21 protein-coding genes, 9 tRNA genes, 2 rRNA genes and 2 pseudogenes are annotated in these 25533 nt (G+C 38.7%); 6 read left to right on the plus strand and 28 right to left on the minus strand.

The window, feature by feature from the left end; translation table 11 throughout:
* Nucleotides 1-170: 170 nt before the first annotated feature.
* A complete protein-coding gene (locus KOL94_RS24655) occupies nt 171-1397 on the minus strand; it encodes an MFS transporter (RefSeq protein WP_221569322.1) in 1227 nt (408 codons plus the stop codon).
* Between the two features lie 27 nt (nt 1398-1424).
* Complete coding sequence (locus KOL94_RS24660) at nt 1425-2468, minus strand: ArsR/SmtB family transcription factor (RefSeq protein ID WP_221569323.1); 1044 nt, start codon at nt 2466-2468, stop codon at nt 1425-1427.
* A gap of 733 nt (nt 2469-3201) precedes the next feature.
* On the opposite strand from KOL94_RS24660, the gene KOL94_RS24665 reads away from it, so the two are divergent.
* Nucleotides 3202-3465 carry a PepSY domain-containing protein gene (locus tag KOL94_RS24665; RefSeq protein WP_221569324.1) on the plus strand — a complete coding sequence of 88 codons (264 nt, stop codon included), beginning with the start codon at nt 3202-3204 and terminating at the stop codon, nt 3463-3465.
* A 409-nt stretch (nt 3466-3874) separates the two neighbouring features.
* On the opposite strand, the gene KOL94_RS25535 is transcribed toward KOL94_RS24665, so the two are convergent.
* The 4 genes and pseudogenes from KOL94_RS25535 to KOL94_RS24680 form a co-directional block, all read right to left on the minus strand.
* On the minus strand, nt 3875-4003 hold the full coding sequence (locus KOL94_RS25535; protein ID WP_260412654.1) for a hypothetical protein: 129 nt from the start codon (nt 4001-4003) through the stop codon (nt 3875-3877).
* A gap of 565 nt (nt 4004-4568) precedes the next feature.
* Entirely contained in the window at nt 4569-5417 is an 849-nt protein-coding gene (locus KOL94_RS24670) for an NmrA/HSCARG family protein (RefSeq protein WP_221569325.1), read from the minus strand.
* A gap of 199 nt (nt 5418-5616) precedes the next feature.
* Nucleotides 5617-5744 (minus strand): annotated as a pseudogene (locus KOL94_RS24675) (helix-turn-helix domain-containing protein); the annotation flags it as partial.
* A gap of 3 nt (nt 5745-5747) precedes the next feature.
* Complete coding sequence (locus tag KOL94_RS24680; RefSeq protein ID WP_221569326.1) at nt 5748-6926, minus strand: YhgE/Pip domain-containing protein; 1179 nt, start codon at nt 6924-6926, stop codon at nt 5748-5750.
* A 169-nt stretch (nt 6927-7095) separates the two neighbouring features.
* Here KOL94_RS24680 and KOL94_RS24685 point away from each other — a divergent pair, with 169 nt between their 5' ends.
* From KOL94_RS24685 to KOL94_RS24695, 3 genes are all read left to right on the plus strand, one after another.
* Nucleotides 7096-7701: a TetR/AcrR family transcriptional regulator gene (locus tag KOL94_RS24685; RefSeq protein WP_221569327.1), complete on the plus strand. Its 606-nt coding sequence runs from the start codon at nt 7096-7098 to the stop codon at nt 7699-7701.
* 105 nt (nt 7702-7806) lie between these two features.
* Nucleotides 7807-8010 carry a hypothetical protein gene (locus KOL94_RS24690; protein WP_221569328.1) on the plus strand — a complete coding sequence of 68 codons (204 nt, stop codon included), beginning with the start codon at nt 7807-7809 and terminating at the stop codon, nt 8008-8010.
* Between the two features lie 274 nt (nt 8011-8284).
* Complete coding sequence (locus tag KOL94_RS24695; protein ID WP_221569329.1) at nt 8285-8422, plus strand: hypothetical protein; 138 nt, start codon at nt 8285-8287, stop codon at nt 8420-8422.
* Between the two features lie 122 nt (nt 8423-8544).
* On the opposite strand, the gene KOL94_RS24700 is transcribed toward KOL94_RS24695, so the two are convergent.
* The 4 genes and pseudogenes from KOL94_RS24700 to KOL94_RS24715 all read right to left on the minus strand — a co-directional run bounded on the left by KOL94_RS24700 (nt 8545) and on the right by KOL94_RS24715 (nt 12113).
* Nucleotides 8545-8988, minus strand: a complete 444-nt coding sequence (locus KOL94_RS24700) for a carboxymuconolactone decarboxylase family protein (protein ID WP_221569330.1) — start codon at nt 8986-8988, stop codon at nt 8545-8547.
* 565 nt (nt 8989-9553) lie between these two features.
* Nucleotides 9554-10048, minus strand: a complete 495-nt coding sequence (locus KOL94_RS24705; RefSeq protein ID WP_221569331.1) for an SRPBCC family protein — start codon at nt 10046-10048, stop codon at nt 9554-9556.
* A 1304-nt stretch (nt 10049-11352) separates the two neighbouring features.
* Nucleotides 11353-11493, minus strand: a pseudogene (locus tag KOL94_RS25855) (hypothetical protein); the annotation flags it as partial.
* Nucleotides 11494-11789: 296 nt separating this feature from the next.
* Nucleotides 11790-12113 (minus strand): DUF2834 domain-containing protein, encoded by a 324-nt coding sequence (locus KOL94_RS24715; RefSeq protein ID WP_221569332.1) that lies wholly within the window; start codon nt 12111-12113, stop codon nt 11790-11792.
* A 724-nt stretch (nt 12114-12837) separates the two neighbouring features.
* Between KOL94_RS24715 and KOL94_RS25715 the strand changes: the two genes are divergently transcribed.
* Complete coding sequence (locus KOL94_RS25715) at nt 12838-13815, plus strand: DUF3231 family protein (protein ID WP_311775226.1); 978 nt, start codon at nt 12838-12840, stop codon at nt 13813-13815.
* A gap of 812 nt (nt 13816-14627) precedes the next feature.
* On the opposite strand, the gene glmS is transcribed toward KOL94_RS25715, so the two are convergent.
* The 6 genes from glmS to sigW all read right to left on the minus strand — a co-directional run bounded on the left by glmS (nt 14628) and on the right by sigW (nt 22221).
* Nucleotides 14628-16430, minus strand: a complete 1803-nt coding sequence (gene glmS / locus KOL94_RS24725) for a glutamine--fructose-6-phosphate transaminase (isomerizing) (RefSeq protein WP_221569334.1) — start codon at nt 16428-16430, stop codon at nt 14628-14630.
* A gap of 484 nt (nt 16431-16914) precedes the next feature.
* Nucleotides 16915-18267, minus strand: coding sequence for a phosphoglucosamine mutase (glmM, locus tag KOL94_RS24730; protein ID WP_221569335.1), 1353 nt, complete (start codon nt 18265-18267; stop codon nt 16915-16917).
* A gap of 32 nt (nt 18268-18299) precedes the next feature.
* Nucleotides 18300-19574, minus strand: coding sequence for a CdaR family protein (locus KOL94_RS24735; protein WP_221569336.1), 1275 nt, complete (start codon nt 19572-19574; stop codon nt 18300-18302).
* Complete coding sequence (gene cdaA / locus KOL94_RS24740) at nt 19567-20391, minus strand: diadenylate cyclase CdaA (protein WP_221569337.1); 825 nt, start codon at nt 20389-20391, stop codon at nt 19567-19569. Before cdaA ends, KOL94_RS24735 begins: the two co-directional genes overlap by 8 nt.
* A gap of 613 nt (nt 20392-21004) precedes the next feature.
* Nucleotides 21005-21637: an anti-sigma factor gene (locus tag KOL94_RS24745; RefSeq protein WP_221569338.1), complete on the minus strand. Its 633-nt coding sequence runs from the start codon at nt 21635-21637 to the stop codon at nt 21005-21007.
* 14 nt (nt 21638-21651) lie between these two features.
* The gene (gene sigW / locus KOL94_RS24750; protein WP_221569339.1) at nt 21652-22221 is read right to left on the minus strand and encodes an RNA polymerase sigma factor SigW; all 570 of its coding nucleotides are present in this window, start codon (nt 22219-22221) and stop codon (nt 21652-21654) included.
* A gap of 176 nt (nt 22222-22397) precedes the next feature.
* On the opposite strand from sigW, the gene KOL94_RS24755 reads away from it, so the two are divergent.
* A complete protein-coding gene (locus KOL94_RS24755) occupies nt 22398-22574 on the plus strand; it encodes an aspartyl-phosphate phosphatase Spo0E family protein (RefSeq protein WP_221569340.1) in 177 nt (58 codons plus the stop codon).
* Nucleotides 22575-22865: 291 nt separating this feature from the next.
* Here the strand turns inward: KOL94_RS24755 and rocF are convergent, their stop codons facing one another.
* From rocF to KOL94_RS24815, 12 genes are all read right to left on the minus strand, one after another.
* Nucleotides 22866-23765 (minus strand): arginase, encoded by a 900-nt coding sequence (gene rocF, locus KOL94_RS24760; RefSeq protein WP_221569341.1) that lies wholly within the window; start codon nt 23763-23765, stop codon nt 22866-22868.
* 219 nt (nt 23766-23984) lie between these two features.
* Nucleotides 23985-24060, minus strand: a tRNA-Ala gene (locus KOL94_RS24765).
* Nucleotides 24061-24062: 2 nt separating this feature from the next.
* Nucleotides 24063-24136 (minus strand) — tRNA-Gly (locus tag KOL94_RS24770).
* Between the two features lie 33 nt (nt 24137-24169).
* A tRNA-Lys gene (locus tag KOL94_RS24775) sits at nt 24170-24245 on the minus strand.
* A 144-nt stretch (nt 24246-24389) separates the two neighbouring features.
* Nucleotides 24390-24474: transfer RNA gene (locus tag KOL94_RS24780), tRNA-Tyr, on the minus strand.
* 38 nt (nt 24475-24512) lie between these two features.
* Nucleotides 24513-24588: transfer RNA gene (locus KOL94_RS24785), tRNA-Thr, on the minus strand.
* A gap of 141 nt (nt 24589-24729) precedes the next feature.
* Nucleotides 24730-24805 (minus strand) — tRNA-Val (locus KOL94_RS24790).
* Between the two features lie 7 nt (nt 24806-24812).
* Nucleotides 24813-24887, minus strand: a tRNA-Glu gene (locus tag KOL94_RS24795).
* 14 nt (nt 24888-24901) lie between these two features.
* Nucleotides 24902-24977: transfer RNA gene (locus KOL94_RS24800), tRNA-Thr, on the minus strand.
* 4 nt (nt 24978-24981) lie between these two features.
* Nucleotides 24982-25056, minus strand: a tRNA-Asn gene (locus tag KOL94_RS24805).
* Nucleotides 25057-25082: 26 nt separating this feature from the next.
* A 5S ribosomal RNA gene (rrf, locus tag KOL94_RS24810) occupies nt 25083-25198 on the minus strand.
* Between the two features lie 162 nt (nt 25199-25360).
* Nucleotides 25361-25533: ribosomal RNA gene (locus tag KOL94_RS24815) — 23S ribosomal RNA — on the minus strand; the annotation flags it as partial.

Here is a 25533-nt window from a genome sequence, read left to right on the forward strand (position 1 = left end):
TTTTGGTTATAATTCATTGTGCAGCCTCCTGGAATGTTGTTTTTTTGCTGGCCAGCTTAAAACATCATACCAAGGGGCTTATTTCTTTCTCAACTCCGATATTACTTCATAACAGGAATGCTGCCCTATCGCTTAATACCAATTATTTCAAATTAGTTCTTCCATCTTTTCTAGGACGCAATATTTTTACTAGATGTAACTGGAACATCAATAAATTTAAAATATGGAAAGATCATACCAATTAAAGCTGCAGCAGAGATAAGTGTACCGATCAATATGAACAAAGGTCTTATCCCCCATAATTCGCTTACTATTCCGCCAACTAAAACACCAAGAGGCATTACTCCTCGTATAATGACCAATCGGACGGAAAAGACTTTTCCCATTAGATGGTCAGGAACGGTTTGTTGGTTAATCGTGGTATTATGTACATTGAAGAAGGCCATTGCAATACCTGCAACAACTTCCACTAAGATTGCCAAGTAAATGGTATGAATAATCCCTAAAGAGACATATGTTAACCCCCCAATTACAAGTGCTCCTAACATGAGCATTCTTTTACTCTTATATTTAATCCTCCCTACCAAAAGTGAGCCGATTACGTATCCTAGAGGAAAGCCTGCCATAAATAGGCCATAGTCATCATAACTCCCTTTTAGAATATCAATGATATAAGGTAAATTAATCACCATGGTAACGCCGACACCAAACTGGACAAAGCCAAGGAAAATACCCAACCAAACGATTCGTTGCTCTTTAAAAAAGTAGCTGATCCCTTCAGTAAATTGCTTGAACCATGTCGAGCGAATATCTTTTGAAATTCGATTTTCCTTAATCCAAAATAAAGAAATACCGCTGATCGTTAAAGAAACAACTACAAATAACATCGTTAACTTTATCCCTATGTATTCAATGACAACCCCACCTGAAACAGGTGCCAAAAACATCATCAGTCTTGCAGTACCATCAATATACGCATTGGCTTCACTTAATTGTTCCTTTGAGACAACGGTAGGGATGATTGCCTGACTTGCAGGTACATATAAAGGCGTTATTAATCCAATGATAATTTGAACCGTGTAGATGTGCCAGGGTTCTAAGCCTCCACTTGTTAAAGTTAAAAGAGGAACTAAAAATATGGCTGCCCTTGTCCATTGTGAAAGTACCATAATCCATTTCCTGCTCCATCTGTCGATAAATGGTCCACTAACGAGTTGAAGCATAATTGAAGGGATGAAATAGAGCATCCACATGCTGCTTAGAGCTAATTTTGATCCCGTCATGTCATAAACCAAAATTGAATTACAAAATGTTCCGAAAGCCCCTGCTAGTCCTGATATTGCTGTTCCTACCCATAATGAGACAAATCCACGATTTTTTAAAACAGTCATCTCCATAGAATACCCCTTTTAAAATGATTTGACCTATTGATTTAAATAGAGCTCCAACTCCTTGTGTAATGAATGTATCGATGTGTCTCTTAACCTGTATTTAGATGACTTAATATCAACTAACTTGGCTGCCCTTAGTATCTTTAGATGATGATGAGCTGTTGATTTTCCCAGATCAAGTTTGTCCGTAATTTCTTGTAGAGTATGATCCCGTTCATTTAGGAGTTTAATCATTTTTAACCGAACTTCTTCCCCTAGTGCTTTATGTTTTTGTATTAAAAAATAGTTTGGTACGTACCTATCCTCAGGATTAATACTTTCATTGGAAATCGGATAATAAAATACCTTCGTTTCTTCCATATAAGACTCAATTGTCCATGGTCGATAAGTCAACTGAGGAATAAGTAAAACCCTTTTCACATCCGGTTCAGGAACATACTTAATCCCTCCAGTTGCCCAATGAACAAATTCTTCAACATCCATTTTCTCCTTCATTAATTCTTTGTTATTAAAGTCATTCTTAAGAATGTTGGTTATTTTATCTGATTCAGGGTTGATAACCTTTTGAAACCATTTTGAGATTACACTCACCAGGTGCTTTTTCATATCCATGACATCTACATTGCAGATAAATTCAATGTAGTCAGGAAAAAAATGATTATCGCATGTTAATTCCTTCAACACTTGAATGGAATCCACGTCTTGATCAGAGGCTCGTTTTCTAATGTTCTGAGTGTTCTTTCCGAGATAAGGTAAACAAATATACCTTATCTCTCTTTCAGAAAGTCCCTCAATATATGCAATAAAGGTATTAAGGTCATGGGGATCCTGATAATAATTCAATAGTTGAAGCAAACATTTCCAAGTATTGTTTAGTTCTACATATTTTAGTTCAAATGATAATTCATTAGGTATGACTTCAAGCAATCTTTCAAATTCTTTTTTCTTTTCCAAAGTGTCAAAAAGACGATTATTCGTAATAGCTGCTATTCCTAGTGCACTCTCCCACAATAGAGAATAGTCTAAATGCACTTGGTAAGTTTCTCTTTTCTTACCTGCAATGTTTAGTACGTTCATAGGTACCTCCATAAAATGAATTTTCATAATCCTATTCTATATTTTCAAAACATATAATTCAATATTTATTGAATAATTCATTCTAAAATTATTGAATTCAAATTCATCCCATTATTAATTTTTGCACATTGGAATGTTAGTTGGAAATCTAATTAAATTCTTTCTTGTGAAGGCTACTGAATGAGTACTTACAACTTTAGAAAAATTGGAGGGTCAAAAAACAAGGAAAAGCTGGAGATTACCGTATCGCTGTTTTCCAAAAAAAGGTGAAAAAACTGATGGAAGTATAAAGATAGAGATAGTATCACTTCTGGGGAATATTACCAAATCAGAAAATACACTATCATTTAGAAATTTCAATTACAACTTTATTTGTCTAAAATAGGAAAAATAGTTTATTATATTTTTAATCGAAAGGTAAAATGGCTCAAATAAAAATTAGTTTTGAAGTCCTGATGTTTTTGATTCATTGGTGATAAATGTTTTCATAATCTGGTTACTATCAGATGAAATGTATAAATTATTGTATTTGTTTTCTGAAATACTATAATTTTATTAAGGAAATAAAGAAGTGAAAGAGGTGTAAGTTACTAGTTTTGTTTTTCTGGATTTTGTTCCTACTCTTAATTGTTTAGGTTTACTTTTTATTTTGGCAATAAGAAGAGAACTTCTGAATCGAAAATTAGTTTTTGTGTTAGTTATAATCTTAGGGATATTTGGGGGATATGAACTTATGACCATGCCTTTAATCTCTCCAGAAGAGGCAACCAGAATAGCAAGAGATACAATCTCTCCTTATATTGAAAAGGAATTGCATCAAAATCAAATGAAAGCTGAAGTCCTAAGCCGGAAAAATTTTTTTGATGAAAAAAGATATGTGGTCAGCATAGACATTACAAATAATCGTTATGCGGAAGTATACATAAATGCACGAGATGGAAAAGTTTTAAATGCAAGAATAAATGACTTTGATGGTGTAGATATTGAAATCAAATAAGTTGGCAGAATTACAATCACACTTTAGATTAATTTAGGCTCGAGTTTATTATTCTGGTCACCTACATGAAAATTAAAGATTACTTATTAGGTGATATTGATGAGTTATTAGGCTAATATTGTATAATAAGTAGTTAACCATGATAAAACTCTTCAAAGAAAAAAACACCGCCCTACCTAAAAAGGTCGGTGTTTTATAGCTTACATCGGCATCTCCTTCTGATTTAAACCCAGGTCTTCAAGCCGACCAAGGATTCTGTTGATCTGATTGGTATACATTTGAACTTCAATAGCAGTTTTAACTTCAACAAGTATGGTTTTAACGATTAATTTGCAACGAAGGAGTTGATTGCCTTTAGCTTTTGCTTTTCTGAAATAAGCCCCCGATTGTTACAAAGCTTTAAATTTGATTAATCGATCAGTTTTGCCCCATTGTCTATATATCTCGCTGCCCAGTCAGAGAATGGAAGATAATCCTCCCAGGTAACCATCCCTATCGCTGTTGCACATCCCCAAGCCAAGATTCTTTGGTGGAGCATATGTACTCGTAGTCTTTGTCTGTATTCTTCTTTATCCACTGATCCTTCGTTTATTAAATCAATTTTTACATATTAAAACTTAACGACTGGTTCATATTTAGAGTATCCAGGCAATAAAACTCATTCCTTTCAATTGTTAAAGAAGTGCCTCCTTTAACGGAACAAAGGCGTAACCCAATAATGCCCCTCGAGATAGGCTTTCCCAAGGGGCGATAGAAGTTCTTCCAACCTTCGTACCGTTTTCGCAACGGTTGAATGGTCAACACCCAATGTCCGGCCGAGGTGGTTTTGTGACTGACCATCCTGATCCCACAATTACATAATTAGAATTTCTTGGCCTACGAACAATCCTATCTTACGAAGGGTCCAGCCAATGCGTGGTGGGAACTTACCAAAGCAAAATGGCAACACTAACCGGATACTGATCTGCCGCACTCAATTCCTTTATTTTCTTTGTTATCTGATGCATTTCTTGTCTGTTCATAAGATACCCTTACCTTTTCTGTTGCTTAATAAAATCACACAACTATCGATTCATTGATTATACATTAACACCTTTTTCTTCTTAAACAAATGGATCCCATCCCGAATTTTTAACCCAGGTTGATAAATCAAGCAAATCGGGATGAACTTTACGTAGTGAAGGAATGTCAGCTTGATACCCATCCGTTTCTAACCATTCAAACATTTTATTTTTCTGAAATTGATCCCTGGCAGACTCCAAAACTTCACATGGTGTATCAAATACTTGACTAAACACTTTTGCCACTTCTGAAAGTGTCACTTCGTCCCCGGCAATTTCAATGGCCATTCCCTTGTATTTTTCCGGGTTGTTAAAGGCAATTGCAGCAAACGCCCCAATATCTTGCACCGAGATGATTTGTAATTTCGTATTCACATCCATAAATCCCTGTATCATCAATTTTTGTTCATGAGCTTGAGTAAATCCTATAAAGTTTTCCATGAAACCAGTTGGACGGAGAATCGTAAAAGGTAAATCAATAGCACGTACATATTTCTCAACTTGCCACTTTGTTTCAAAATGGGGAACCCCACTATCTCTTTCAGCGCCGCCGGCCGAGCCATATACAAAATGTGAGACGCCGACCTGTTTGGCAACATCCGCTACTGTTTTCCCATGTTGGATCTCTTTTTCGGGATCCTTTGAATACAAAGGTTGAACACTATAAACACCGTAAACTCCCCGCATAGCTTCCAAGAGAGATTGCTGATTATCCATGTTCGCTTGAACGACTGTGGCGCCCTTTTTTTGCAGTTCTTGTGCAGCCGGTTGATCCGGGTGCCGCGAAACCGCGCGCACGGACCATCCATCAGCTAACAACTTCCTGGCAACTGCGCCTCCCTGTTTTCCCGTGGCACCCAACACTAAAATGGTTTTGTCTGAATTTGTCATATAGAAATCCTCCTTGTATTTTGTAATCACAGCCTTATTGTTCCTTGAACTCTGAATAGACCATTTATGAAAATGATCTGTAGTCGAATTTTACCTCCCCCTAAAACTTAGGGAGTTCAAGGGCAAGTTTTGTTATTAATTTATTAATCCCTACTAAGAGATCTTCAACAATCTGGCACTTTAACGGAATAAGGAATGATTATCTGTTCCCTTCCGATAGTTTTCTATATAATGAGGCTCTTGACACATTTGTAATTTCGCAAATTTGATTTACAGTCATACCCCTCCTTCTTTATATAGCTTTACTGCATAATTCATTCCTGCGTTTCTTTAATCTGCCCCTCTAGCAGGTTCTTTTACTTTCGGTTGTTCTAACTTTTTAGCAGTAGGTTTCAAAACGGACAAGCTCATTACGAGCAGGCTGCTGAGACCGGTATAGCCTAATATGCCAATGCCGTCGTTCAAAGGGTTTTTATTGAAGAACAGGATATCTTTGAACGCCTCTACGCTGAACCGGAATGGAATCCAATCATACAGCCAGCTCTTTGTGATGTCTGGCAACATTTCAGGCGGCAGGGTCAAGACCGGCATCGAGAAGAAGAACAAGAGTATGAAAATCGGCGCTGCTGCATATCCAATCCAGTTCAAGAACGCTCCCTGAATGAAATAGAACATGAGACCGACGTAAAGCATTAGGATCAACATGCCGCCTTTGTCAGGGATCGCGACCTCCAGCACGTTGTTCGCCAACCAGAATACGAGACCCGTAATTCCGCTCACGAAAATGAATCCGCCAAGTAGTTGACTGACAAGAGACGTCCATCGTAAGCCGATCTTTTTAACCACTGTATAAAGGATCATGGAACTGATGAACGTCGTCAGCCATATAATCTGGGTGAATACGGCTGGCGCGTTACCGTTTGCGGTATAACTTGGGACAGGGTTCAGTTTCTCCGTTTTTACAGAGATGGGTTGTGCGAGCTGCTGGGCTTGCTCTACACTTAACGGCATCTGACGCTCCGACACTTGCGTATATAAATTGGTTTGGACTTGTTGGTTCAACTTTGCGATGATTCCATTAGCCACTTGCTCTCCGATTGTGGCAGCTGGTTTGTTCAACCCCTCATTGATCAGAATCTCGACTTCAGCATTTTGCGGACTTGGACTTAATAGAGTAGGAATCTTTTGAGATAGATCGTTCGGAATGACGATAGACGCATAGAAGTTCTTGTCATTCATCTCATTGATTGCTTTTTCGCGACTTTCCAGAATGGTCCATTCCACACTCTCATTGTCATTCTGCTTGATTTGCTCTTCTAACATTTCACCGAAGTTCAACTGCTCTCCTGTTGGGAGTGTCACACCTTCATCTTCCACGACGAGTGCTAACGGCATGTCTTTTGGTGTTGGATTGACGGTGGAACCCATGAATGAAAATGTAAAAATGGTGACAGCAATCAGGATTCCAGCGAACCCGCCCCAGAATAGCTTCTGCTTAAAGAAATTCATCCTATACACCCCCTTAATAGACAAGTTTTTGATTAATTAACACTATGTTGTTTACAATGCCATTATAGAAGAATACAAGAAACATACAATAACCAATGTTTAACGATGTGTATGATAAACGACACCTGATTTAAATTTGTTGTGTATTTAATAAAAGAGGGATGAAAAAATGGCTAAGAAAACAGACCTACGAGTAAAAAGGACGAGGAAACTCATTAACGAAGCATTCTTGAAGTTTATCCAAGAGAAGGGCTTTGACACAATGACCATTCAAGACATCGCAGATGAAGCGTTAATCAACCGCGCAACTTTCTATCTTCACTATGATGACAAGTATGACCTTCTGGAAAAAATGAGTTCTGATGTCATCCAGGAATTGATCAGCGTCATCAATCCGCCTTTCGACCAGGCAGATCAAGAAGTGAACATTGAGAGGTTAAAAGGCAGTGTCACCAATGTTTACCAATGTATACAAAAACATCAGATGTTCTATCACGTCATGTTCGGTAAAAATGGAATCACTGGTTTCAGGAACAATTTAGAAGAAGTGATTCGTGATAAGTTCGACAGGCACATAAAAGAAGTCGTGAAGGATCCGACCCAATTCCAAATCCCGAAAGATCTCCTTCTCCATTTCATCAGCGCTGCCTTCGTAGCTGTCATCCAATGGTGGTTAAACCAAGAGGAGAAGCCTACACCTGAAGAGATGGCCAAACAGCTCTCCAAACTCATCACCCAAGGACCAATACAAACTGCCGGCTTCAAAATCGAATGATAGTATTTTTAAGAAAGTGTCAGGCACCGTTTCAGAAGCATTGATAATCGTACAATCCTAAACGGTGCCTAACACTTTCGCTGTTATGGTAAAATGAGGTAAAAGATGGGGGATGGGGTGGAAATGATGGAGGTCTTCAAGGTGAAAGTGCTCGAGTATCGTGGTAGCTCTTATCAGATTCGAGCAAGGGAAGCAAATAGAAACAAAGAGGCTGCTTTGGATGATGGAAAGTTTACAGATACCAATCGATGTGACCGAAACGATGGCGGTGTTCAAAAGTTTTGCTCCACATTTACTGGATGGGATTGACTGGAGACCTTTCATCGTTTGGAAAAATCATTTTCATATTGATCATGTTTAAAGGTAAACTTGGTCCGTTGACATTAGCATTTTCATTAGCTAAACAGAAAACGGGGAAAATATTAGATATCCAAGAGGAGATATACTAGCGGGTTAATAAGTAGGGCTTGCTGAATAAAAAGAAATTTAGATGTAACAAGGGTCCTGAATGCTGAATCTTGAAGTCATGTGCAAGGATATCTGAACGGATTGTATAAAAACCGTGCACATGGAGGGTACTTTAATGTATAAATCGAATCAACACAAACTTGTTTTACCTCATGAGTTTTTCTTGCCATTTGACGGAACATTAAACCCCAAAAATTGTTGGGTGTTACTGGCCAACTTGATTCCTTGGTGGAAAGTCGTGACTGCAGCATAGAAAACTGTTATACAAAAATTCTGTAAGTGTGCCTTTTTTAAGAGATTACGATGAAGATAAAAGAAAAAGGTAAACAAAACATAATTAAAGACGAACACTATAAGATGTCCGCCCTAGAATAATTATTTTTCCGTTGCTGTATTCCCCACTGCAATAGAAATTCTATTCCAACTGTTGATTTGATTAATTATTAGAACAAGGTCAACATATTGTCTCTCGTCATAATGTTCACGTACTCGTTTATAAAGCTCGTCTGGCACACGTTTTGTCGGGATTAAAGTTACGTACTCTGTCAACTCAAGAGCCACTTTTTCAGCATCTGTGTAGAATGTGCACTCTCTCCAAGCACTAATGCAATATAAACGTTGTTCCGTTTCTCCCATTTTTCTAGCATCAGCTGTATGCATGTTAATACAATATGCACAACCATTCATTTGAGAAGCCCGAATTTTTATAAGTTCACGTAGTTTACGGTCTATACCTGTGGTTTTCGTATACTTCTCCATTTCCATCATTATTTTAAGTGCTTCTGGTGCCACATTATAATAATCAATCCGTTGTTCCAATTTAATTACCTCCTTAAATGCCTTTTTCTTTTCCTTTAAGACAGTATTAATTTATTTCATAATAAAAAGTCATATCCCCTTACTTTGGATATGCCCCCTTTTCTGGAATAACCGTTTGTCGAGTTTGATTGATGTCAATCTTATCGTAATATTAGGGATATCAAAATACTCGCAATCGCAATAACAAGTAACCCCCATAATACTACCTTTTTGCCTACTTCACTTTAAAAAAACAAATAAATAAAACCCAAATAGATTGCTGTGTGAGTTAAATAAAATGTTATACCAGAAACTAATTTCTCTGTTGAATAATTGCCAATAAAGCCCCCTTATGTGGATGACTTGATATCGAGACAAGTAAAAATTTTCTATTTTGATAATGGATGCAAAAGGTTTTATTTCATGTATTTGACAAATAAAACTCTATCTTGCCCTTGTCCATCCTGATTTTCCCCATAGAAAAATCCCCTCCATAATAGACAGATTAAGGTGCTTTCTTTTTTCTGTCTACTATGAGGGGATCATATCATAGTCTAGTCGGTGATTTTCTTTACACTAGTTCTGCTTATTTAGATTCCTTTGACAAATAATCTTCTAATTGATCAAAGGTTCCGGTAAATCCATTCTGAGTCATCTCTTTTGAAGCCTCGAAGGTTTTGATCTCTTCCCCAGTCGGGGATACGGGAACCAAAATCACTGTAAGGATCGTTTTTCCTTCCTCCTCGATGAACATCATGGTAGTCAGGGTTTCCATAGGCCAATTTTCGTTAAAGGGTGCACGTACAGTGTTACCTTCCTCATCAGAAAAGAAACTGGTGTAAACGATTTTCTCTGGTGCAATAATTTCACTGTATACAAATTTAACCCACATTACGTTGCCGTCAGCAGGTTTCTGGCTGTAATGAAAGACACCGCCTGGACGGAAATCTGATTTAGAAACCTCAAACGTCCATCCTTTTGGCCCCCACCAGTTCTGTAGGTGTTCTGATTCGGTGAATGCCTTAAACACAAGTTCACGTGGCGCATTGAAAGTATGCGTAATTTTGATTTGAGTTGACATTGTATTCCTCCAATAATTTTAGTTATCATTCTTTCTATTTTCTCTCTTTTGCAGATCCTGCAAATAACGATCCAAGTTGTCGAATTTTTCTTCCTAAATGTCGCGGTCCCTCGCGCAGTAAATCTACAATCTGCAACCTACTGGGCTCGGCAAGAGGGCTTAAGATTTTATTTTTCATTTTCCATACACGCACCAACTTTTTTCAATTTTATTATTCCTTATTTGGAATATACTATTATAGGAATATTATCGTCAAGGAATTAACCATATATATAAAAGTAATTAGGGTACTTTAAATTTTATGTGGATTAAATATAGAAACCTTTTATTCAAGATAACTGCCCTTTGTTGAATAAGATCTTTTTTATTAATTGTATTTTAGCATATATTGTAAAGATACTTTTTGAACTCAATAAAGTAACAATCTAAAACAGCATATTTGGAAAAATCACATTAGATATTTATACTTGGTACAAAAAATGTGCCTGATTGTCAATTAAGACGTTTTTTTACTTATTTTATTCAGTTATCAACATTAATGTCCGTGAACACAAGTGTTATTTAATAAAAAAGTTGTTTACTGATAAGTTAATTAAACCTTAATTTTCACATCATCAATTTGCACTTTTAAGAAAAAAATTCTTTACTAGTTGAAACGATTGTAATAAAGAGTAAAAATGTTATATAAAAAAGTCTTTTACTAATTCCTTTGAATACTTTAGTGGATTAAATCACAAAGTAAATCACATATTTTCAGTGTTGAATTTCATATTATAATTCACTTCAAAAAGGCTCAGAGGATCTCCTCTAAGTCGCAATGGACACAATTCTATCTTCATGAATTGGACCAAATGTTGAAGAGTGTTTTTTGGACTAATCTGTATTAGTTTATTCAAGAAAAGCCCCCTTTTCTTGAATAACCAACACATTCCAATACTTCCGAATTGCTCCCGATTGTTGAAGATCCTTTACAGAAAAATTCATTACAGAAACAACATTTACTTTTTGTGCTAAAGTACTCGTTAATTAAAGCCGTTTAGTCAACAAAGAGATAATTTATTCAATTCTTTTCAATACATCTAATATCTCGATTGGATCTATTCGCATTGTATAGTCTTTATTCACATATGAGAAAACGATTTTTCTATCCTTGTTAATTACGAAAGTAGTTGGAATCGGTAATTCCCAATCCTCATTTGCCATTATATTTTGTAATATCATAATTAAATTGTTTTTGAATCTGAATTAAATAATCTGGTAGTTTAAACTTTAAATTATATAAACTCGATACAATATTGTTTTCATCACTTAAAACTTGAAATTCTAAATTGTGTTTTTGTTGTGTAGCTAGTGAGAAATCTGGGTTTTGTGGGCTGATTGCAATAAGGACACCATACCCCACGATAAAAAGTCAGTACAACGGGACCTTGATTTAAAATATTATAAAGATTAACTTTTTCATTTTTTGCATTATAAAGTGTAAAATCCGGGGCACTATACCCATTTTTGTAAACCTTTTATCTTTTCGTTTTCTATTAATTCATTAGTTGCTTCTCTCATTTTTTCCTGAATTTCAAACAGGAATTTTCCCCATGACTTCTTCTTTAAATTTTTTTAGTTGTTCAGTAAGGATATAGGTCATTTATAAAACACCTCAAAAAGTAAAATTTTTACTACACTATAAATTAAAATTTGATCAAAAACATCACTTGACCTGCATTGGACATGCTTTTTTTCTAATCTATACTTCATATTTACTATCAATATAAGACTGTCTAAAAAACAAAAATAAAGGTAGAGCCAAAGATAATCCAACCGCAAACAGAGTTAAAAGACAAATCCATTTCTCTTTAATGTTATACTTTCGTGACTCATTGAACATAAATACCAAAAAAACAACACATGAGATTAAAAAATCAACTGCAAAAAAGGCCGATATCGTGTTAGCAAATAATAGTTCCATTAATAAACCTAAATCAAGTCCATTATCCCCTAGGAACTGAATAAAAAAATAATAAGGAAAAACAGTACCAATTACCCCTAAAATTAAATACAATTTTTTCACTGGATAATTTCCCCTTTTTTAACAAAGTTACTATAAGATTACCATAACTAATTCTAAGATTCGTTCAAAAAATATATGTTATTGAAGATTCCTTTACTAAACAATCTGGCCCTTAAATGGAAAATGAGCGCTTATCCTTGTTCCAGGAAAGCGCCCGATTTTTGAATACCTACTATTAGCTTGTTTTGTTGAAAAGTAGATACTTTGCAATTATTTTAATTCACTCCTAAGCAAATATACAAAATCAGGAGTTTTAGCTCGCCCATTTGGCTATCACATAAGAGGGTTGGCTCCCGTGGCTCAACTTCTTTCATCTTAGTTGCCACACTGTCCTCTATAATTTACCGACGTTGCCAAAAAATCTATTTCACCCATATTTTCAGAAATACTACCTTTAATCTCGGTGTAAGTATCTATTTATATGTCACGAAAGATTTTATGGTTGCCCTATTTTTATTAGGTCTTATGATCATAGTAGCCAGGGTGGAACGTCTCCGCCAGTGGGGACTTGATCCCGCCATAAAACTGTTCGCCCTCTACAAAATAACTCACTTTCCCCCATTAAAGGAAGTTAGCTTTAGATATTCACCTCAATATTTTTGAATCATTATATTACCAACATCAGTTTGGTCGGATATATAAAATGTTGTTCCTATTCGAAAGGAAGAATTACTGATTCATGAATAATCAAGAATTTTTTTGACAAACTAAAAAAAGAAATTGGATCTTTAGGTGGGATAAAATGAACGTAAATGAATTAGGTTTCCTTTGGTACTTACAATCAAGTTCAAACATGATCAATTTATTATTAAAATATCTTAGTGAAACTTCTGAGGATACTGATTTAAGGAATATTTTAAATGAAATATATGAAATCTCTACATATCAAGAACAAGAGGCTACTCAATTATTGTCTGAGGAAGGTTATAAAGATACACCGTTCTTCAGGGAAGATGATATATATAGTTCATCAACAAAGCTATTTTCAGATCAATTAATTCTAGAGATTTTAAAGCATATAACGGGTAATGGATTGCGAGCACTTGCTGTTCAATATGTTGAATTAACAGATTATAAAGTAAAAAATTTTTATAAAAAATTACTTATTGATGTAATTCAATTAGATTTATCTTTATTAAAATTGCTTAATGATAAAGATTTGTTACAAAATAATTCGTTCTCTTATAAAAAAGCAGATGAAAGGGATGGGAAACTATTCAAAGTGGCATCAACTCAGCAACGGCCACTTAATGCAGTAGAATTGGCAAATATGTTCAGTGCCCTTCAATGTAACAATGTTGGAATTGCTCTTTGTACCGGTTTTTCTGAAGTCGTAGAGGATATGGACACAAAGAAATTTATACTAGAAGGGAAAAAATTAGCATTTTATCAATCAGCCTCTTTATCCGATATCTATAGAGAAAATGGAATTCCAACTACAACTGGACTAGAGGCTCACGTTAATAAAGTAAAGGAATCACCTTTTTCAGATAAATTAATGGCAAACTTAATAATGTTCCTTAATCCAGTAAGTATAACCAGCCTACAAAATGCAGTGGTATCCAGTTATAAAATGGATCATATAGATTCTTTAAAGGAACTAATCAAGATGATTGAAAACTACTCAGAGAAAGGGCTGAAGTTATTAATAAGGAAAAATTGGTTTAATGAACCACCTGTATCTAATTGGTCACATAAATAGAAACGTGGCAGGTACTATTCAAGAAATGGAAACTTCTCAGTACATAGGTCGAACACGAATTCCATAAGCGAAACCCACCGTCTCATGCCCCCAAATGAGCAGACGTCCAGCCAAGTTCAAAGATAGATGTTTGGAAAAAGTTAAACATTAGCAGCGTAAGAAATCATTTGTATTTCTTTCAAGCTAAAAAAGCATTATGTCTAAAACTCTTTCTATCGCATTCATCAAGTCGCTCTAATAAAAGAATTAAAAAAGTTCCCAGAATACGGCTGATTATACTTATGAGTTTTCACGGAGAAATTGCCAATGCAAAAATATGCAAACTATCAGTGGTTGAATATTCGGATTTATTGTTGGAAAAATCTTAAATAAAATATCTTAAAAAACCATCACCTTAAATATTTTAGAGGATGGTTTTTTATGTTGAATTTGCATGAAAGTTTATTTAACTAAATGCCTCGTTACTTTAAGTACATTTCTCCACAATCATCTTTATATACTTTAACAAGAATAGCCACTTTTCTATTAAGTGTTATTCAACAATCTGGACCTTTTGTGAATTAATTATAAGAACCTCTTCTTCCATTAAACTGCCCTTTAATGGAATATGTTACAAATTCAATTCTCACCTTTAAATACCCTCTTTTACTAAAAATAGATTAACATAGTTAAAATAAAAAAACGTTCTCTAAAAGCCATAAATGACTCTTAGGAACGTTTTAGATTTATCTTATTTTTCCCGGTTACCAACTATAATGTCTAGTTACCAACATTAATGTAAGTGAACAATAAGTACTTGTAATTAAATGTATTTATTCAACCGTTACTGATTTAGCCAGGTTACGCGGTTTGTCGACATCGCAGTCACGGTGCAGTGCTGCATAATAGGAGATCAATTGCAGCGGCACGACGCTTACTAACGGTGTCAGCAGTTCATTTACATCTGGGATGACGATCCGATCTTCGTCGTCATGCAATGATTCTGAGCTGATCGTGCATGTGTAGGCACCACGTGCAGCTACTTCCTTCACGTTTCCACGGATGCTCAAGTTCACGTGCTCTTGTGTTGCAAGCGCGATGACCGGTGTACCCTCTTCAATCAATGCGATTGTACCGTGTTTCAGCTCTCCACCCGCAAATCCTTCTGCCTGGATGTACGAGATTTCTTTTAGCTTCAACGCACCTTCAAGTACAACGTGATAATCCATTCCGCGGCCGATGAAGAAGCAATTACGTGTTACTGCAAGGTATTCACGAGCGATTTTTTCGAAATCTTCCTTCTTGTCACACATTGCTTCGATTGCGTTAGAAACAACACTTAACTCCTTGATAAGATCGAAGCTCAACTCTATACCCTTCGCATTCGCTGTATCGCTAGCCAATATGGATAGGACCGCAATCTGTGCTGTGTAAGCTTTTGTGGACGCTACAGCGATTTCAGGACCCGCATGAAGCAGCATTGTATAATCCGCTTCACGAGAAAGTGTAGATCCTTGTACGTTGGTAATTGTCAATGCTTTATGACCAAGCTTTTTCACTTGGACGAGGACAGCACGGCTATCCGCTGTTTCCCCGCTCTGAGAAATAAAGATGAACAATGGCTTCTCAGATAGCATCGGCATATTGTATGAAAACTCACTAGCAATGTGGACTTCCACAGGTACTTGAGCCATCTTTTCAATAAGCTCTTTTCCTACAAGACCAGCGTGGTAGGATGTACCACATGCAATGATGTAAATACGGTCTGTTTTCTTCATCGCTTTCCGGATCTCATCATCGAGCTTCAGGTTGTCATCTTTATCCTGGTACTGGTTGATGATGTTACGGATTACAATTGGCTGCTCGTCGATTTCTTTGAGCATGTAGTGCGGATACGTCCCTTTTTCGATGTCAGAAGCATCAAGCTCTGCAGTGAACGGATCACGTTCCATCACTTCACCATCTAAATTCTTGATTATGATGTCCTCTTTTGTGACGATAACGATTTCTTCATCCATCAGCTCAACGAATTGATCAGTCTTTTGAAGCATCGCCATGGAGTCACTTGCCACGACATTGTAACCATTACCTACACCTACAAGTAACGGACTCTTGTTCTTACCCACATAGATTGTTTCATCATTTTCGTTATCTAAAAGGGCAATTGCATAGGATCCCTTTAAAAGAGATAACGTTTTACGGAAGGCCTCTTCGACTTCAAGGCCACCTTTTACAAAAAGTTCGATAAGCTGAACGATGATTTCCGTATCTGTTTCACTTTTCAATTCAACGTCTTTCAAAAACTCTTTTCGCACTTGTGCAAAGTTTTCGATCACTCCGTTGTGTACAAGTGTAAAACGTTCTGTCGAGCTTTGATGAGGGTGCGCGTTGACTTTACTTGGTGCACCGTGTGTCGCCCAACGTGTATGTCCGATCCCAATGGTCGCAGGTACTTTCTCATCCACGTTCTCACGTAATGTCGCAATGCGTCCTTTCTCTTTGAAAACATGGACGCCTTTTTCGTTCATTACTGCGATACCAGCCGAGTCATAACCACGATATTCGAGCTTTTCCAGCCCTTTTAATAAAATTTCTTTCGTATCTTCAGTTCCAACATAACCAACAATTCCACACATTGAAATAAACCTCCCTGTTGGGGGAAAAGCACAATTCACTTATATTCCAAGACTTGTTCTTATTTTACTCAAGTGAAAATAAGGGGTCTCTTTACCCCCAACATCTTAAAATTTTAGTTTTACATCGTATCCATACCTTTGTTCACCGAGTCGCCTCAGTGTTTTCAGTATGAATTTTCCGGTTTGATGTAAGACCGAGAGGCATCCGCCGATCAGATTCGATAAACCTCTTTCCTCGTCAACTATTTCATGCACCGCCGCGGTGTCGGCCTTAGCCGAAGAAATAGTCCAGGCGCTTTTAGTTATGGTGTTTTTTCTACGCTCCTTTCTATAATCGAATGGAAATATCATACACCAGAAATCTCATGTCGTCAACGACTTTATTAGAGCGTTGATATACACTTAATATTTATGCAAGAACAGCTCGTTTCGTGTATGCGAGCTGTCCCTGCATAGTATTCGTATTCACGTGTGTTTTCTGTCCCTACTGTTCTACATACCCTAATTCCTTGTCAACTACACGCGCAATTTCCTCTACATATTTTTCACACAGTTGTTCAGTCGGAGCTTCAACCATCACCCTTACAAGAGGTTCGGTTCCTGAAGGTCTTACAAGTACACGGCCGTTTCCGCTTGTTTCAGCTTCGACTTTGGCAATTGCCTCTTTCACAGCCGGGTTTTCCATCACTTTCGTTTTATCTGTAACCTTTACATTTTTCAAGCATTGCGGGAACTTTTCCATTTCACTTGCCAGCTCTGATAAAGGTTTCTGTGTCAACTTCATGATGTTGACGAGCTGAAGGGCAGAGAGAAGACCATCACCAGTTGTACTATGGTCAAGGAATATGATGTGGCCGGACTGTTCTCCGCCAAGATTGAAGTCCCCTTCCCTCATACGTTCCATGACATATCGGTCACCAACAGCCGTCTGTTCAGATGTAATGTTGGCAGCCTCAAGCCCTTTATAGAATCCGAGGTTACTCATCACGGTTGAAACGACCGTATCTTTTTTCAATCTGCCTTCACTTGCAAAGTGTTTGGCACAGATGAACATGATTTGATCGCCATCGACAATCGTTCCATTCTCATCTACCGCAATCAAACGATCCCCATCTCCATCAAATGCAAGACCGACATCCGCCTCTTTTTCTTTTACAAGCTCAACCAGTTTCTCTGGATGAGTGGAGCCTACTTGGTCGTTTATGTTCAAACCGTTCGGTGATGAACCGATGGTCGTAATATCCGCATCCAGGTCTGCAAAAAGGTGCGGTGCAAGTGAAGAAACCGCTCCATGTGCGCAATCCAATGCGATACGAAGTCCTGAGAAGTCTTCATCTACCGTTTGTTTTAAGAACTGAAGGTACTTCTGACCGCCTTCGAAATAATCACTCACTAAACCAAGGTCCATTCCAGTCGGTCTTGGCAAGTCATCCTTGTCCAGGTCCAATAATTCTTCAATTTCCCGTTCTTGCTCATCTAATAGCTTAAAACCATCAGATCCGAAAAATTTGATTCCATTATCCCCCACAGGATTATGGGAAGCTGAGATCATGACCCCGGCCTGTGCCCCTAATGCCTTAGTCAAATAAGCCACACCTGGAGTTGAAATGACGCCTAATCGCATAACCTCTGCTCCGATCGAAAGCAGCCCTGCAACCAATGCACCTTCCAGCATATGACCGGAAATACGGGTATCCCGACCAATGATGATTTTCGGTTTTTGGGTCTCTTTTGTCAGAACATAACCGCCGAAGCGTCCCAATTTAAACGCTAATTCAGGTGTTAATTCGGTGTTTGCTACTCCTCTGACTCCATCTGTTCCAAAATATTTACCCATTCAATAAATCGCTCCTTCTTCCCTTTTCCACATTACGCCGTTCTTTTGCTGATGGTTAAGGTCGCTTCTGTCAGATGACTCTCAAATGTAAATCGTTCCGGAACATCGACATTGATCTTAACGTCATGTTGTCCCTCTGATAAATTTTTTGCATCTACAAAAGCGGTTATATTTTCTTCAGACAAGTTGTTCAAATCTTCTTCGTTCCCATTGACTGTTACATCCATGACCCCTTCGTTTGGCGAATTGAAACTTGCTTCCTCGTTATCATCCAATCCGATGACTTTGATCGGTAAATCGTTGAAGGTCTTGGAACTTACGGTTTCGTTTTCAGCAGGTTCAGTTGATGTTTCATCTTCCGTTTTTTCAACATCGATTTTCACTTTCAATTTTCCAGGCGAGGCGTAAAATGCGCCTTCTGGTAAAGGAACATCCATATCAATCGTTTCATCTTCGGTAATGTTGCTTAAGTCCACCGGAAGAGAAATCGAATTCAGTTTCTCCAGGACCTTTTCAGGTGCATGAATCGCTACTTCTTCTTGTGATGAAGTAATCGATTTTAGCTCATAACCATCCGGAAGAGAGCCTCTTTCTTCAATGGTGACCGGTACATCTTTACTTGGATTTTCAATTGGTACTGTCACATTCATCGTATCAGGTTCGATTTTGATATCGACTGGATCGAAGCTTTTATTCAACGCTTGTACTTTCGCCTGTCTTGTGAAAGTCTCTTTCTCGTCTGCTACGTTGACAAATACTCGGACATAGGCGATTTCATCGATCATTTCTTTTGCTCCAGTGATTTCGATCTCCTCTTTCTCGGCCTGCGGTGTACCAGCAATATAGCCTTTAGGTAAGTCATCTTCACCAAGAAGTTGTACTGTCACTGGGAATGATTCGGTCTTCTTCTCATGCAATGTCACATTCACTGTACTTTCTCTCGGAATCGCATCAATCCCGCTCGGTACATTCTCAAACTTGATCGGTACGTCATATTGCCCTGCGCCCTTATCTGTGAGGTCGATATAAGCTCTCGGTGTACGCTGCAATCCGAATCGCATGATATCAGATTTTGATCCCTGGAACCTGACCCCGACTGTATCTGGGTTTCCTAATAGAACGTATTTATTATTATCATATTCTACATCAAGGGAAACGTTTTTGAATATTTGTTCACCGCTATCTGTCAAACTTTGATCATCTTCATTCGCCTGTTGGTCGTTTATGTGGACTGTGGTGTACATCATCAAAGCGATCAGAAAAGCCGCAACCTTGACAAACCATGGAGATTTAAGTAATCTATCCATCTTTCTTCCCCCTCCAATTCCACTTTGTTGAGGAAGTTGATTTTGTCATTATTTCAGCCTCTAACAGTTTTCGTAACATGTCCTCATCTAAATTACGGTAGAGTTCCCCATTTTTTGTGAGGGAAACATTTCCTGTTTCTTCAGAGACGACGAGCGTGAGACTATCTGTCACTTCTGAAATGCCCAGTGCAGCTCTATGCCTTGTCCCCAATTCTTTTGAAATGAAAGGACTTTCCGATAGTGGGAGATAACTTGCAGCTGCAAGGATTTGATTATCGTTGATGATGACAGCACCATCATGCAATGGTGTATTCGGAATGAAAATATTAATCAAGAGTTCTGAACTCAGATTCGCATTGATCGGAATACCGGTTTCAACGTAATCGTCGAGTCCCGTTTCCCTTTCAATCGTTATCAAAGCACCAATACGACGCTTAGCCATATAATTCGTTGCCTTAAGCATCGCCTCGATCGTATTTCTCTTCTCCTCTTCTTCTGCAATCATGCCGCGTGAGAAAAATCTGCCTCGACCTAACTGTTCAAGCGCACGGCGCAGCTCCGGCTGGAAGATGATGATGATAGCAAGGAAACCATATAAAAGCGTCTGGTTCATCAAGAAATATAAGGTGTTCAGTTTGAAAATACCACTGAAAAACCAAACCGCTATGATGACTGTGATTCCTTTCAACAGCTGGATTGCTTTTGTGCCTTTTATCAGCATGATAAGTTTATAGATCACATAGGTGACCAAGAGGATATCAATTATATCATTCAAGTAGTTCAATATATTAAAGTCAAAGTCCCCTATAGGAAACATACGCATCCTCCAAACTGATCAACTCAATATCATTGTGCCCAACAATGCTCAGTTTGTTACCATATGTAACTTCTCTATTATATCATAAACTGAGACTATATCTATTTTTCGTAAGCTTCCGTCAATAACAATCCGTAAGTATTCAAAAAGTTTTTTTGGGAGTGTCCCGTTAGCCCCCTTTAATCGAAATTCACTCCCTTTCCGCGGGCTCAAGAAAAGCGGAAGCGACCCGGTTCGAAGGTCAATGGAAAACGGACGAGGAGGCTGTCGCCGCCAGAGGAAGTTTGAAGTGATCCAAGTGACTGGTTGCTGAGCTGGACATCACTTCCTTGCATTTACTTACTTCCGCAAACCTTCTCACTTGAACAGGTGCCTGGCTTAGACGTTCACCATAGGACGTGGTGGTTTTTAGTCGAAGATCCTATTTAGAACTGCGGGGTCTTGCCTGGATCGCTTTCCCGTAGGATAGTACTTTACGTACTCAAGGATGTAAGCTGCTGATCTTGAGAATAAATGCGATGTCAATCAATTTTATTAAAAAAAAGAAAAGTGGTCTTTTGCCCATATCAACTTGTCCGACATGTACTTAAAACCACTTGACCTATTTATGAAATTATTCCGATCCAAACCATCCTTTTACTGTGTTTGCCCCTTCTTTCAAACGGTACCAGACCCATTCTGTTATCTTATGGATTTCTTCACTTTCTCCAGCAATATGTCCAGCGGAAGCAAGATAGTGGTTACCGTTGATGACGGTAACATCCCCTTCAACCTTCCCTGCAATTTCGACATCGCCGTTCTTTACAATAAGGTCACCTTTTACAATTTCGCCTTCAGGAACAAAGACTTTGCCACTTTCCTGGTCTATTTTGACCTGTGCGCCATTTGCTGAAACTGAAATCGGGTTACTCCTATGGCTTCCCCATTCACTATATATTGAGCTTGACATCAACAGAAGAAAAAGAACCGCAGCAGTCAGGATTGGGTGATGTTTGAACCATCTCCTCATCTTGGAAGAAGACTTTTCTTTAGGCAATCGTTCCATAACTTTTGAAGTAAAACCATTTGGCGCTTTTATAACATGATGGCTATGCAGCAATTGATCGACGTTTTTGATTTCTTCAAATTTCCCCTTGCAGTCTGAACATGTTTTGATATGTTGGAGCAATTCTAATTTTTCAAGAGGCTCAATCGTTTCATCAACCCATTTATGCATATAAGCTGAGTACTTACCATCGCATTTCATTTTTATTTATCCTCCTAACAATCCAGATCTTTCAACCGTTTCCGAAGAGCTTCCCGACCACGATGGATACGAGTTTTCACCGTTGAGACTGGTATCTGCAAAATATCACTGATTTCTTTCAGCGATAGTTCCTCCAAATATTTCAGCGCGATTGCTGAACGGTATTTCGGAGGCAAATGCATGATCTCCTTCTGTATACGGTCTTGGAGCTCAAAGGTTTCAACTTTTTCTTCAGGTAATTGTTCTGCGACTGCTATTTGAGAATATAGTGTCAATCCTTCTCCCCCGGCTAGTTCTGCATCTAGGTAATAATCCGGCTTCTTCTTACGTATACGATCGATCGTCAAATTGGTTGCAATCCGATACAACCAAGTAGAAAATTTATGGGCTTCATTATATTTCTCAATATGTATATAAGCACGTACAAACGCTTCCTGGGCGATATCCTCTGATTCATGTACGTTCCCCAACATCCTGTAGACGATATGGTATACTTTATCCTTATAAATTTCCACAAGTTCTTCAAACGCTTTTTGATCCCCTTTTTTCACCGATCGGACCAAACGCTTCACCGTTATATCCATATAGGAACCCCCGATACTCCGTAATTAAAAATACTACTTTTGGAGTAGAATGCTTCTTGTTATATTCTAACATGGGACAACTTCCTAGTGAGGAACATTTTTATTAAAATAGGTTTATTTTCTCATATATCGGGTATTATGTGTAACAACTATTACGGTGAAAGCAGGTGGACTCCATGTCGGCTGAAGAGCGCTTTCTATTAAATGAAATCGAAAATTCCAGAAAGAAAATGTTGACTCTGGCAAAGGAAAAACCTTTGTTTTCTTCAGAGGTTGTTGAAATCAGCCAATATCTCGATCATTTACTTAACCTATACGATACAATTAAGAGTGAAATTATAAAGGTTTCTTGATTTTCAAGAACATTGTCCTAGTCTGTGCAAAGTTCATCGTTTTCTAATCTTCTTAAGCACCCGCTAATCCTATTTTATTCGTTTACTGCGAATTCGGGGTGTCATAACAGCTTTTTCCCGTTTGGCACTTTTCACACAACCAGTGCTTTATACAAAAAGGGGCTGTCCCAAAAGTGTCTGAGTCTCTCCGAACGTAACAACATTTTGAGAAAATTCGTGGTTTTGATTCAAAATGTTGTGTTGGAGGTTTCTGACACTTTTCTTTTAGGACAGCCCCTTCATTAATTATGATCAGATTAATTTTTCTCCAAACAATGAACCGATCAATGCAACAGCAACAGTTGCAGTTTTGTTTTTTTCATCCAGTATTGGATTTACCTCCACAAATTCAGCTGAAGTAAGGATTTTCGCCTCTTCTAGCATCTCCATAGCTAGATGGCTCTCACGATAGCTGATACCTCCTAGTACTGGAGTCCCTACACCAGGTGCTTCAGCTGGGTCCAGACCATCAAGATCTAAACTTAAATGTACACCATCAGTTCCATTTGAAACGTACTCAATCGCTTCTTCCATAACCTTTGTCATGCCCATCTTATCGATTTCGTGCATCGTATAAACTTTGATACCCTTCTCACGGATCAACTCCCGCTCACCTTCATCAAGCGAGCGAGCACCGATAATGACAATATTCTCTGGCTTAATCTTCGGACTGTAACCGCCAATCTCTTTCAGCTTCTCATCACCGACACCAATACTTACAGCTAATGGCATACCATGGATATTCCCACTTGGAGAAGTATCTCCGGTATTCAAATCACCATGAGCATCATACCAGATCACACCTAAATTCTCATAATGCTTTGAGACCCCTGCAAGCGTACCGATCGCAATGCTGTGATCGCCGCCAAGTACCAATGGAAAACGGTTATCTTCGATGATTTTATCGACACCTTCGGCAAGAAGGTTATTCGCTTCAATAACCCCATCCAAATTCTTGAGGTTCGTTTCTTTACTTGCAACCTTTTCCCGTTGAGGGATTTGGACATCTCCATGGTCCTCGACATCATACCCAAGGTTTTCTAGTCTTTCGATAAGACCAGCATACCTCATTGCACTTGGCCCCATATCTACCCCCCGGCGCATTTGACCGAGGTCCATCGGGACACCTAAAATTCCAACATTCTTGTTCATGTTTTTCCTCCTCTGTGATCACTCTATCCCCTATTGTAGGTCTTTGATGCCCAATGGTTCAACTGGACAAAATTCTGCATACTTATACGGTTTAACAGGGGTTCAGGACATGATAATGGATAAATATGAAACGCTTTCATTTTAGCATCATTCTTATACTTCTTAATATGCAAAAAACTCTCTGAACCATTCGGTCCAGAGAGTTGAATATGTAAGATATGGTGGAGCCTAGCGGGATCGAACCGCTGACCTCCTGCGTGCAAGGCAGGCGCTCTCCCAGCTGAGCTAAGGCCCCAATGGAGCGGGTGATGAGAATCGAACTCACGACCAGAGCTTGGAAGGCTCTTGTTTTACCACTAAACTACACCCGCATGTTTAAGTTTGATCAATCAGATTTATCGAAATGGTGAGCCATGAAGGACTCGAACCTTCGACCCTCTGATTAAAAGTCAGATGCTCTACCGACTGAGCTAATGGCTCGCGTAGTATATTCACCCTGTGTCCTTTCCTCTTTCTTGCATAATCTAGTTGCAAGGAAGGCTGCGTCAGGACAATTCATCGTTTACTCATCAGCTGTATTGTTCATAGCTAATCGCTCAAGCAGCTTACTCGTCTTTTTTTAAATGGTGGAGGGGGACGGATTCGAACCGCCGAACCCGGAGGGAGCGGATTTACAGTCCGCCGCGTTTAGCCACTTCGCTACCCCTCCAATAAAAAAAGACTATGAAGTCTGATTTCAAGTGAAAATGGTGCTGGCCAGAGGACTTGAACCCCCAACCTACTGATTACAAGTCAGTTGCTCTACCAATTGAGCTAGGCCAGCGTAGTTAAAATGATGTTACTTCAGTTAGTGTCGTCCCGATTTCAGCATGTGAATTCATAATGTCTCTCAATCGGTACGCTGTTGCAATTGCTTTGTAGCTTAATCGGACGTGCTCTACCAATTGAGCTAGGCCAGCAAAAATGGTGGAGGATGACGGGATCGAACCGCCGACCCCCTGCTTGTAAGGCAGGTGCTCTCCCAGCTGAGCTAATCCTCCAAATAGATGGTGACCCCTACGGGATTCGAACCCGTGTTACCGCCGTGAAAGGGCGGTGTCTTAACCACTTGACCAAGGGGCCATATTAATTTGTCATGGAGCTTCCAAGCGGGCTCGAACCGCTGACCTCTTCCTTACCATGGAAGTGCTCTACCTGCTGAGCTATGGAAGCAAAATGGCTCCACAGGCAGGACTCGAACCTGCGACCGATCGGTTAACAGCCGATAGCTCTACCACTGAGCTACTGTGGAATATTCAATAAGATGAAAAAGGTTTGGCCCGGCGACGTCCTACTCTCACAGGGGGAAGCCCCCAATTACCATTGGCGCTGAAGAGCTTAACTTCCGTGTTCGGCATGGGAACGGGTGTGACCTCTTCGCCATCGTCACCAGACCAAGTTTCAATTGATCCACAATCATCCTTAGTAAGGACAAAATATATATTACTAAAATTAAATAACTTTTTCAAGGGCTTTTCCAAAAATATTCCCTCAAAACTAGATAACGTCTTTCTTGAAAACGCGACGCACAGGATGTGCTAGTGTGTTCATTATGTGTGGTTAAGTCCTCGATCGATTAGTATCTGTCAGCTCCACGTGTCACCACGCTTCCACACCAGACCTATCAACCTCATCATCTCTGAGGGATCTTACTCGCTTGACGCGATGGGAAATCTCATCTTGAGGGGGGCTTCATGCTTAGATGCTTTCAGCACTTATCCCGTCCACA

The organism is Alkalihalobacillus sp. TS-13 (assembly GCF_019720915.1).
Lineage (GTDB): Bacteria > Bacillota > Bacilli > Bacillales > Fictibacillaceae > Pseudalkalibacillus.

Bases quoted from the DNA above. Each gene is read 5' to 3' on its own strand.
- sigW (WP_221569339.1), bottom strand. From the start codon at position 22,221: ATGGATATAACGGTGAAGCGTTTGGTCCGATCGGTGAAAAAAGGGGAT.
- KOL94_RS24695 (WP_221569329.1), top strand. From the start codon at position 8,285: ATGTATAAATCGAATCAACACAAACTTGTTTTACCTCATGAGTTTTTC.
- KOL94_RS24660 (WP_221569323.1), bottom strand. From the start codon at position 2,468: ATGAACGTACTAAACATTGCAGGTAAGAAAAGAGAAACTTACCAAGTG.
- cdaA (WP_221569337.1), bottom strand. From the start codon at position 20,391: ATGTTTCCTATAGGGGACTTTGACTTTAATATATTGAACTACTTGAAT.
- glmS (WP_221569334.1), bottom strand. From the start codon at position 16,430: ATGTGTGGAATTGTTGGTTATGTTGGAACTGAAGATACGAAAGAAATT.
- glmM (WP_221569335.1), bottom strand. From the start codon at position 18,267: ATGGGTAAATATTTTGGAACAGATGGAGTCAGAGGAGTAGCAAACACC.
- KOL94_RS24745 (WP_221569338.1), bottom strand. From the start codon at position 21,637: ATGAAATGCGATGGTAAGTACTCAGCTTATATGCATAAATGGGTTGAT.
- KOL94_RS24655 (WP_221569322.1), bottom strand. From the start codon at position 1,397: ATGGAGATGACTGTTTTAAAAAATCGTGGATTTGTCTCATTATGGGTA.
- KOL94_RS24755 (WP_221569340.1), top strand. From the start codon at position 22,398: ATGTCGGCTGAAGAGCGCTTTCTATTAAATGAAATCGAAAATTCCAGA.
- KOL94_RS25535 (WP_260412654.1), bottom strand. From the start codon at position 4,003: ATGCTCCACCAAAGAATCTTGGCTTGGGGATGTGCAACAGCGATAGGG.
- KOL94_RS24680 (WP_221569326.1), bottom strand. From the start codon at position 6,926: ATGAATTTCTTTAAGCAGAAGCTATTCTGGGGCGGGTTCGCTGGAATC.
- KOL94_RS24665 (WP_221569324.1), top strand. From the start codon at position 3,202: ATGACCATGCCTTTAATCTCTCCAGAAGAGGCAACCAGAATAGCAAGA.
- KOL94_RS24670 (WP_221569325.1), bottom strand. From the start codon at position 5,417: ATGACAAATTCAGACAAAACCATTTTAGTGTTGGGTGCCACGGGAAAA.
- KOL94_RS24735 (WP_221569336.1), bottom strand. From the start codon at position 19,574: ATGGATAGATTACTTAAATCTCCATGGTTTGTCAAGGTTGCGGCTTTT.
- KOL94_RS24705 (WP_221569331.1), bottom strand. From the start codon at position 10,048: ATGTCAACTCAAATCAAAATTACGCATACTTTCAATGCGCCACGTGAA.
- KOL94_RS24690 (WP_221569328.1), top strand. From the start codon at position 7,807: ATGGGGGATGGGGTGGAAATGATGGAGGTCTTCAAGGTGAAAGTGCTC.
- rocF (WP_221569341.1), bottom strand. From the start codon at position 23,765: ATGAACAAGAATGTTGGAATTTTAGGTGTCCCGATGGACCTCGGTCAA.
- KOL94_RS24685 (WP_221569327.1), top strand. From the start codon at position 7,096: ATGGCTAAGAAAACAGACCTACGAGTAAAAAGGACGAGGAAACTCATT.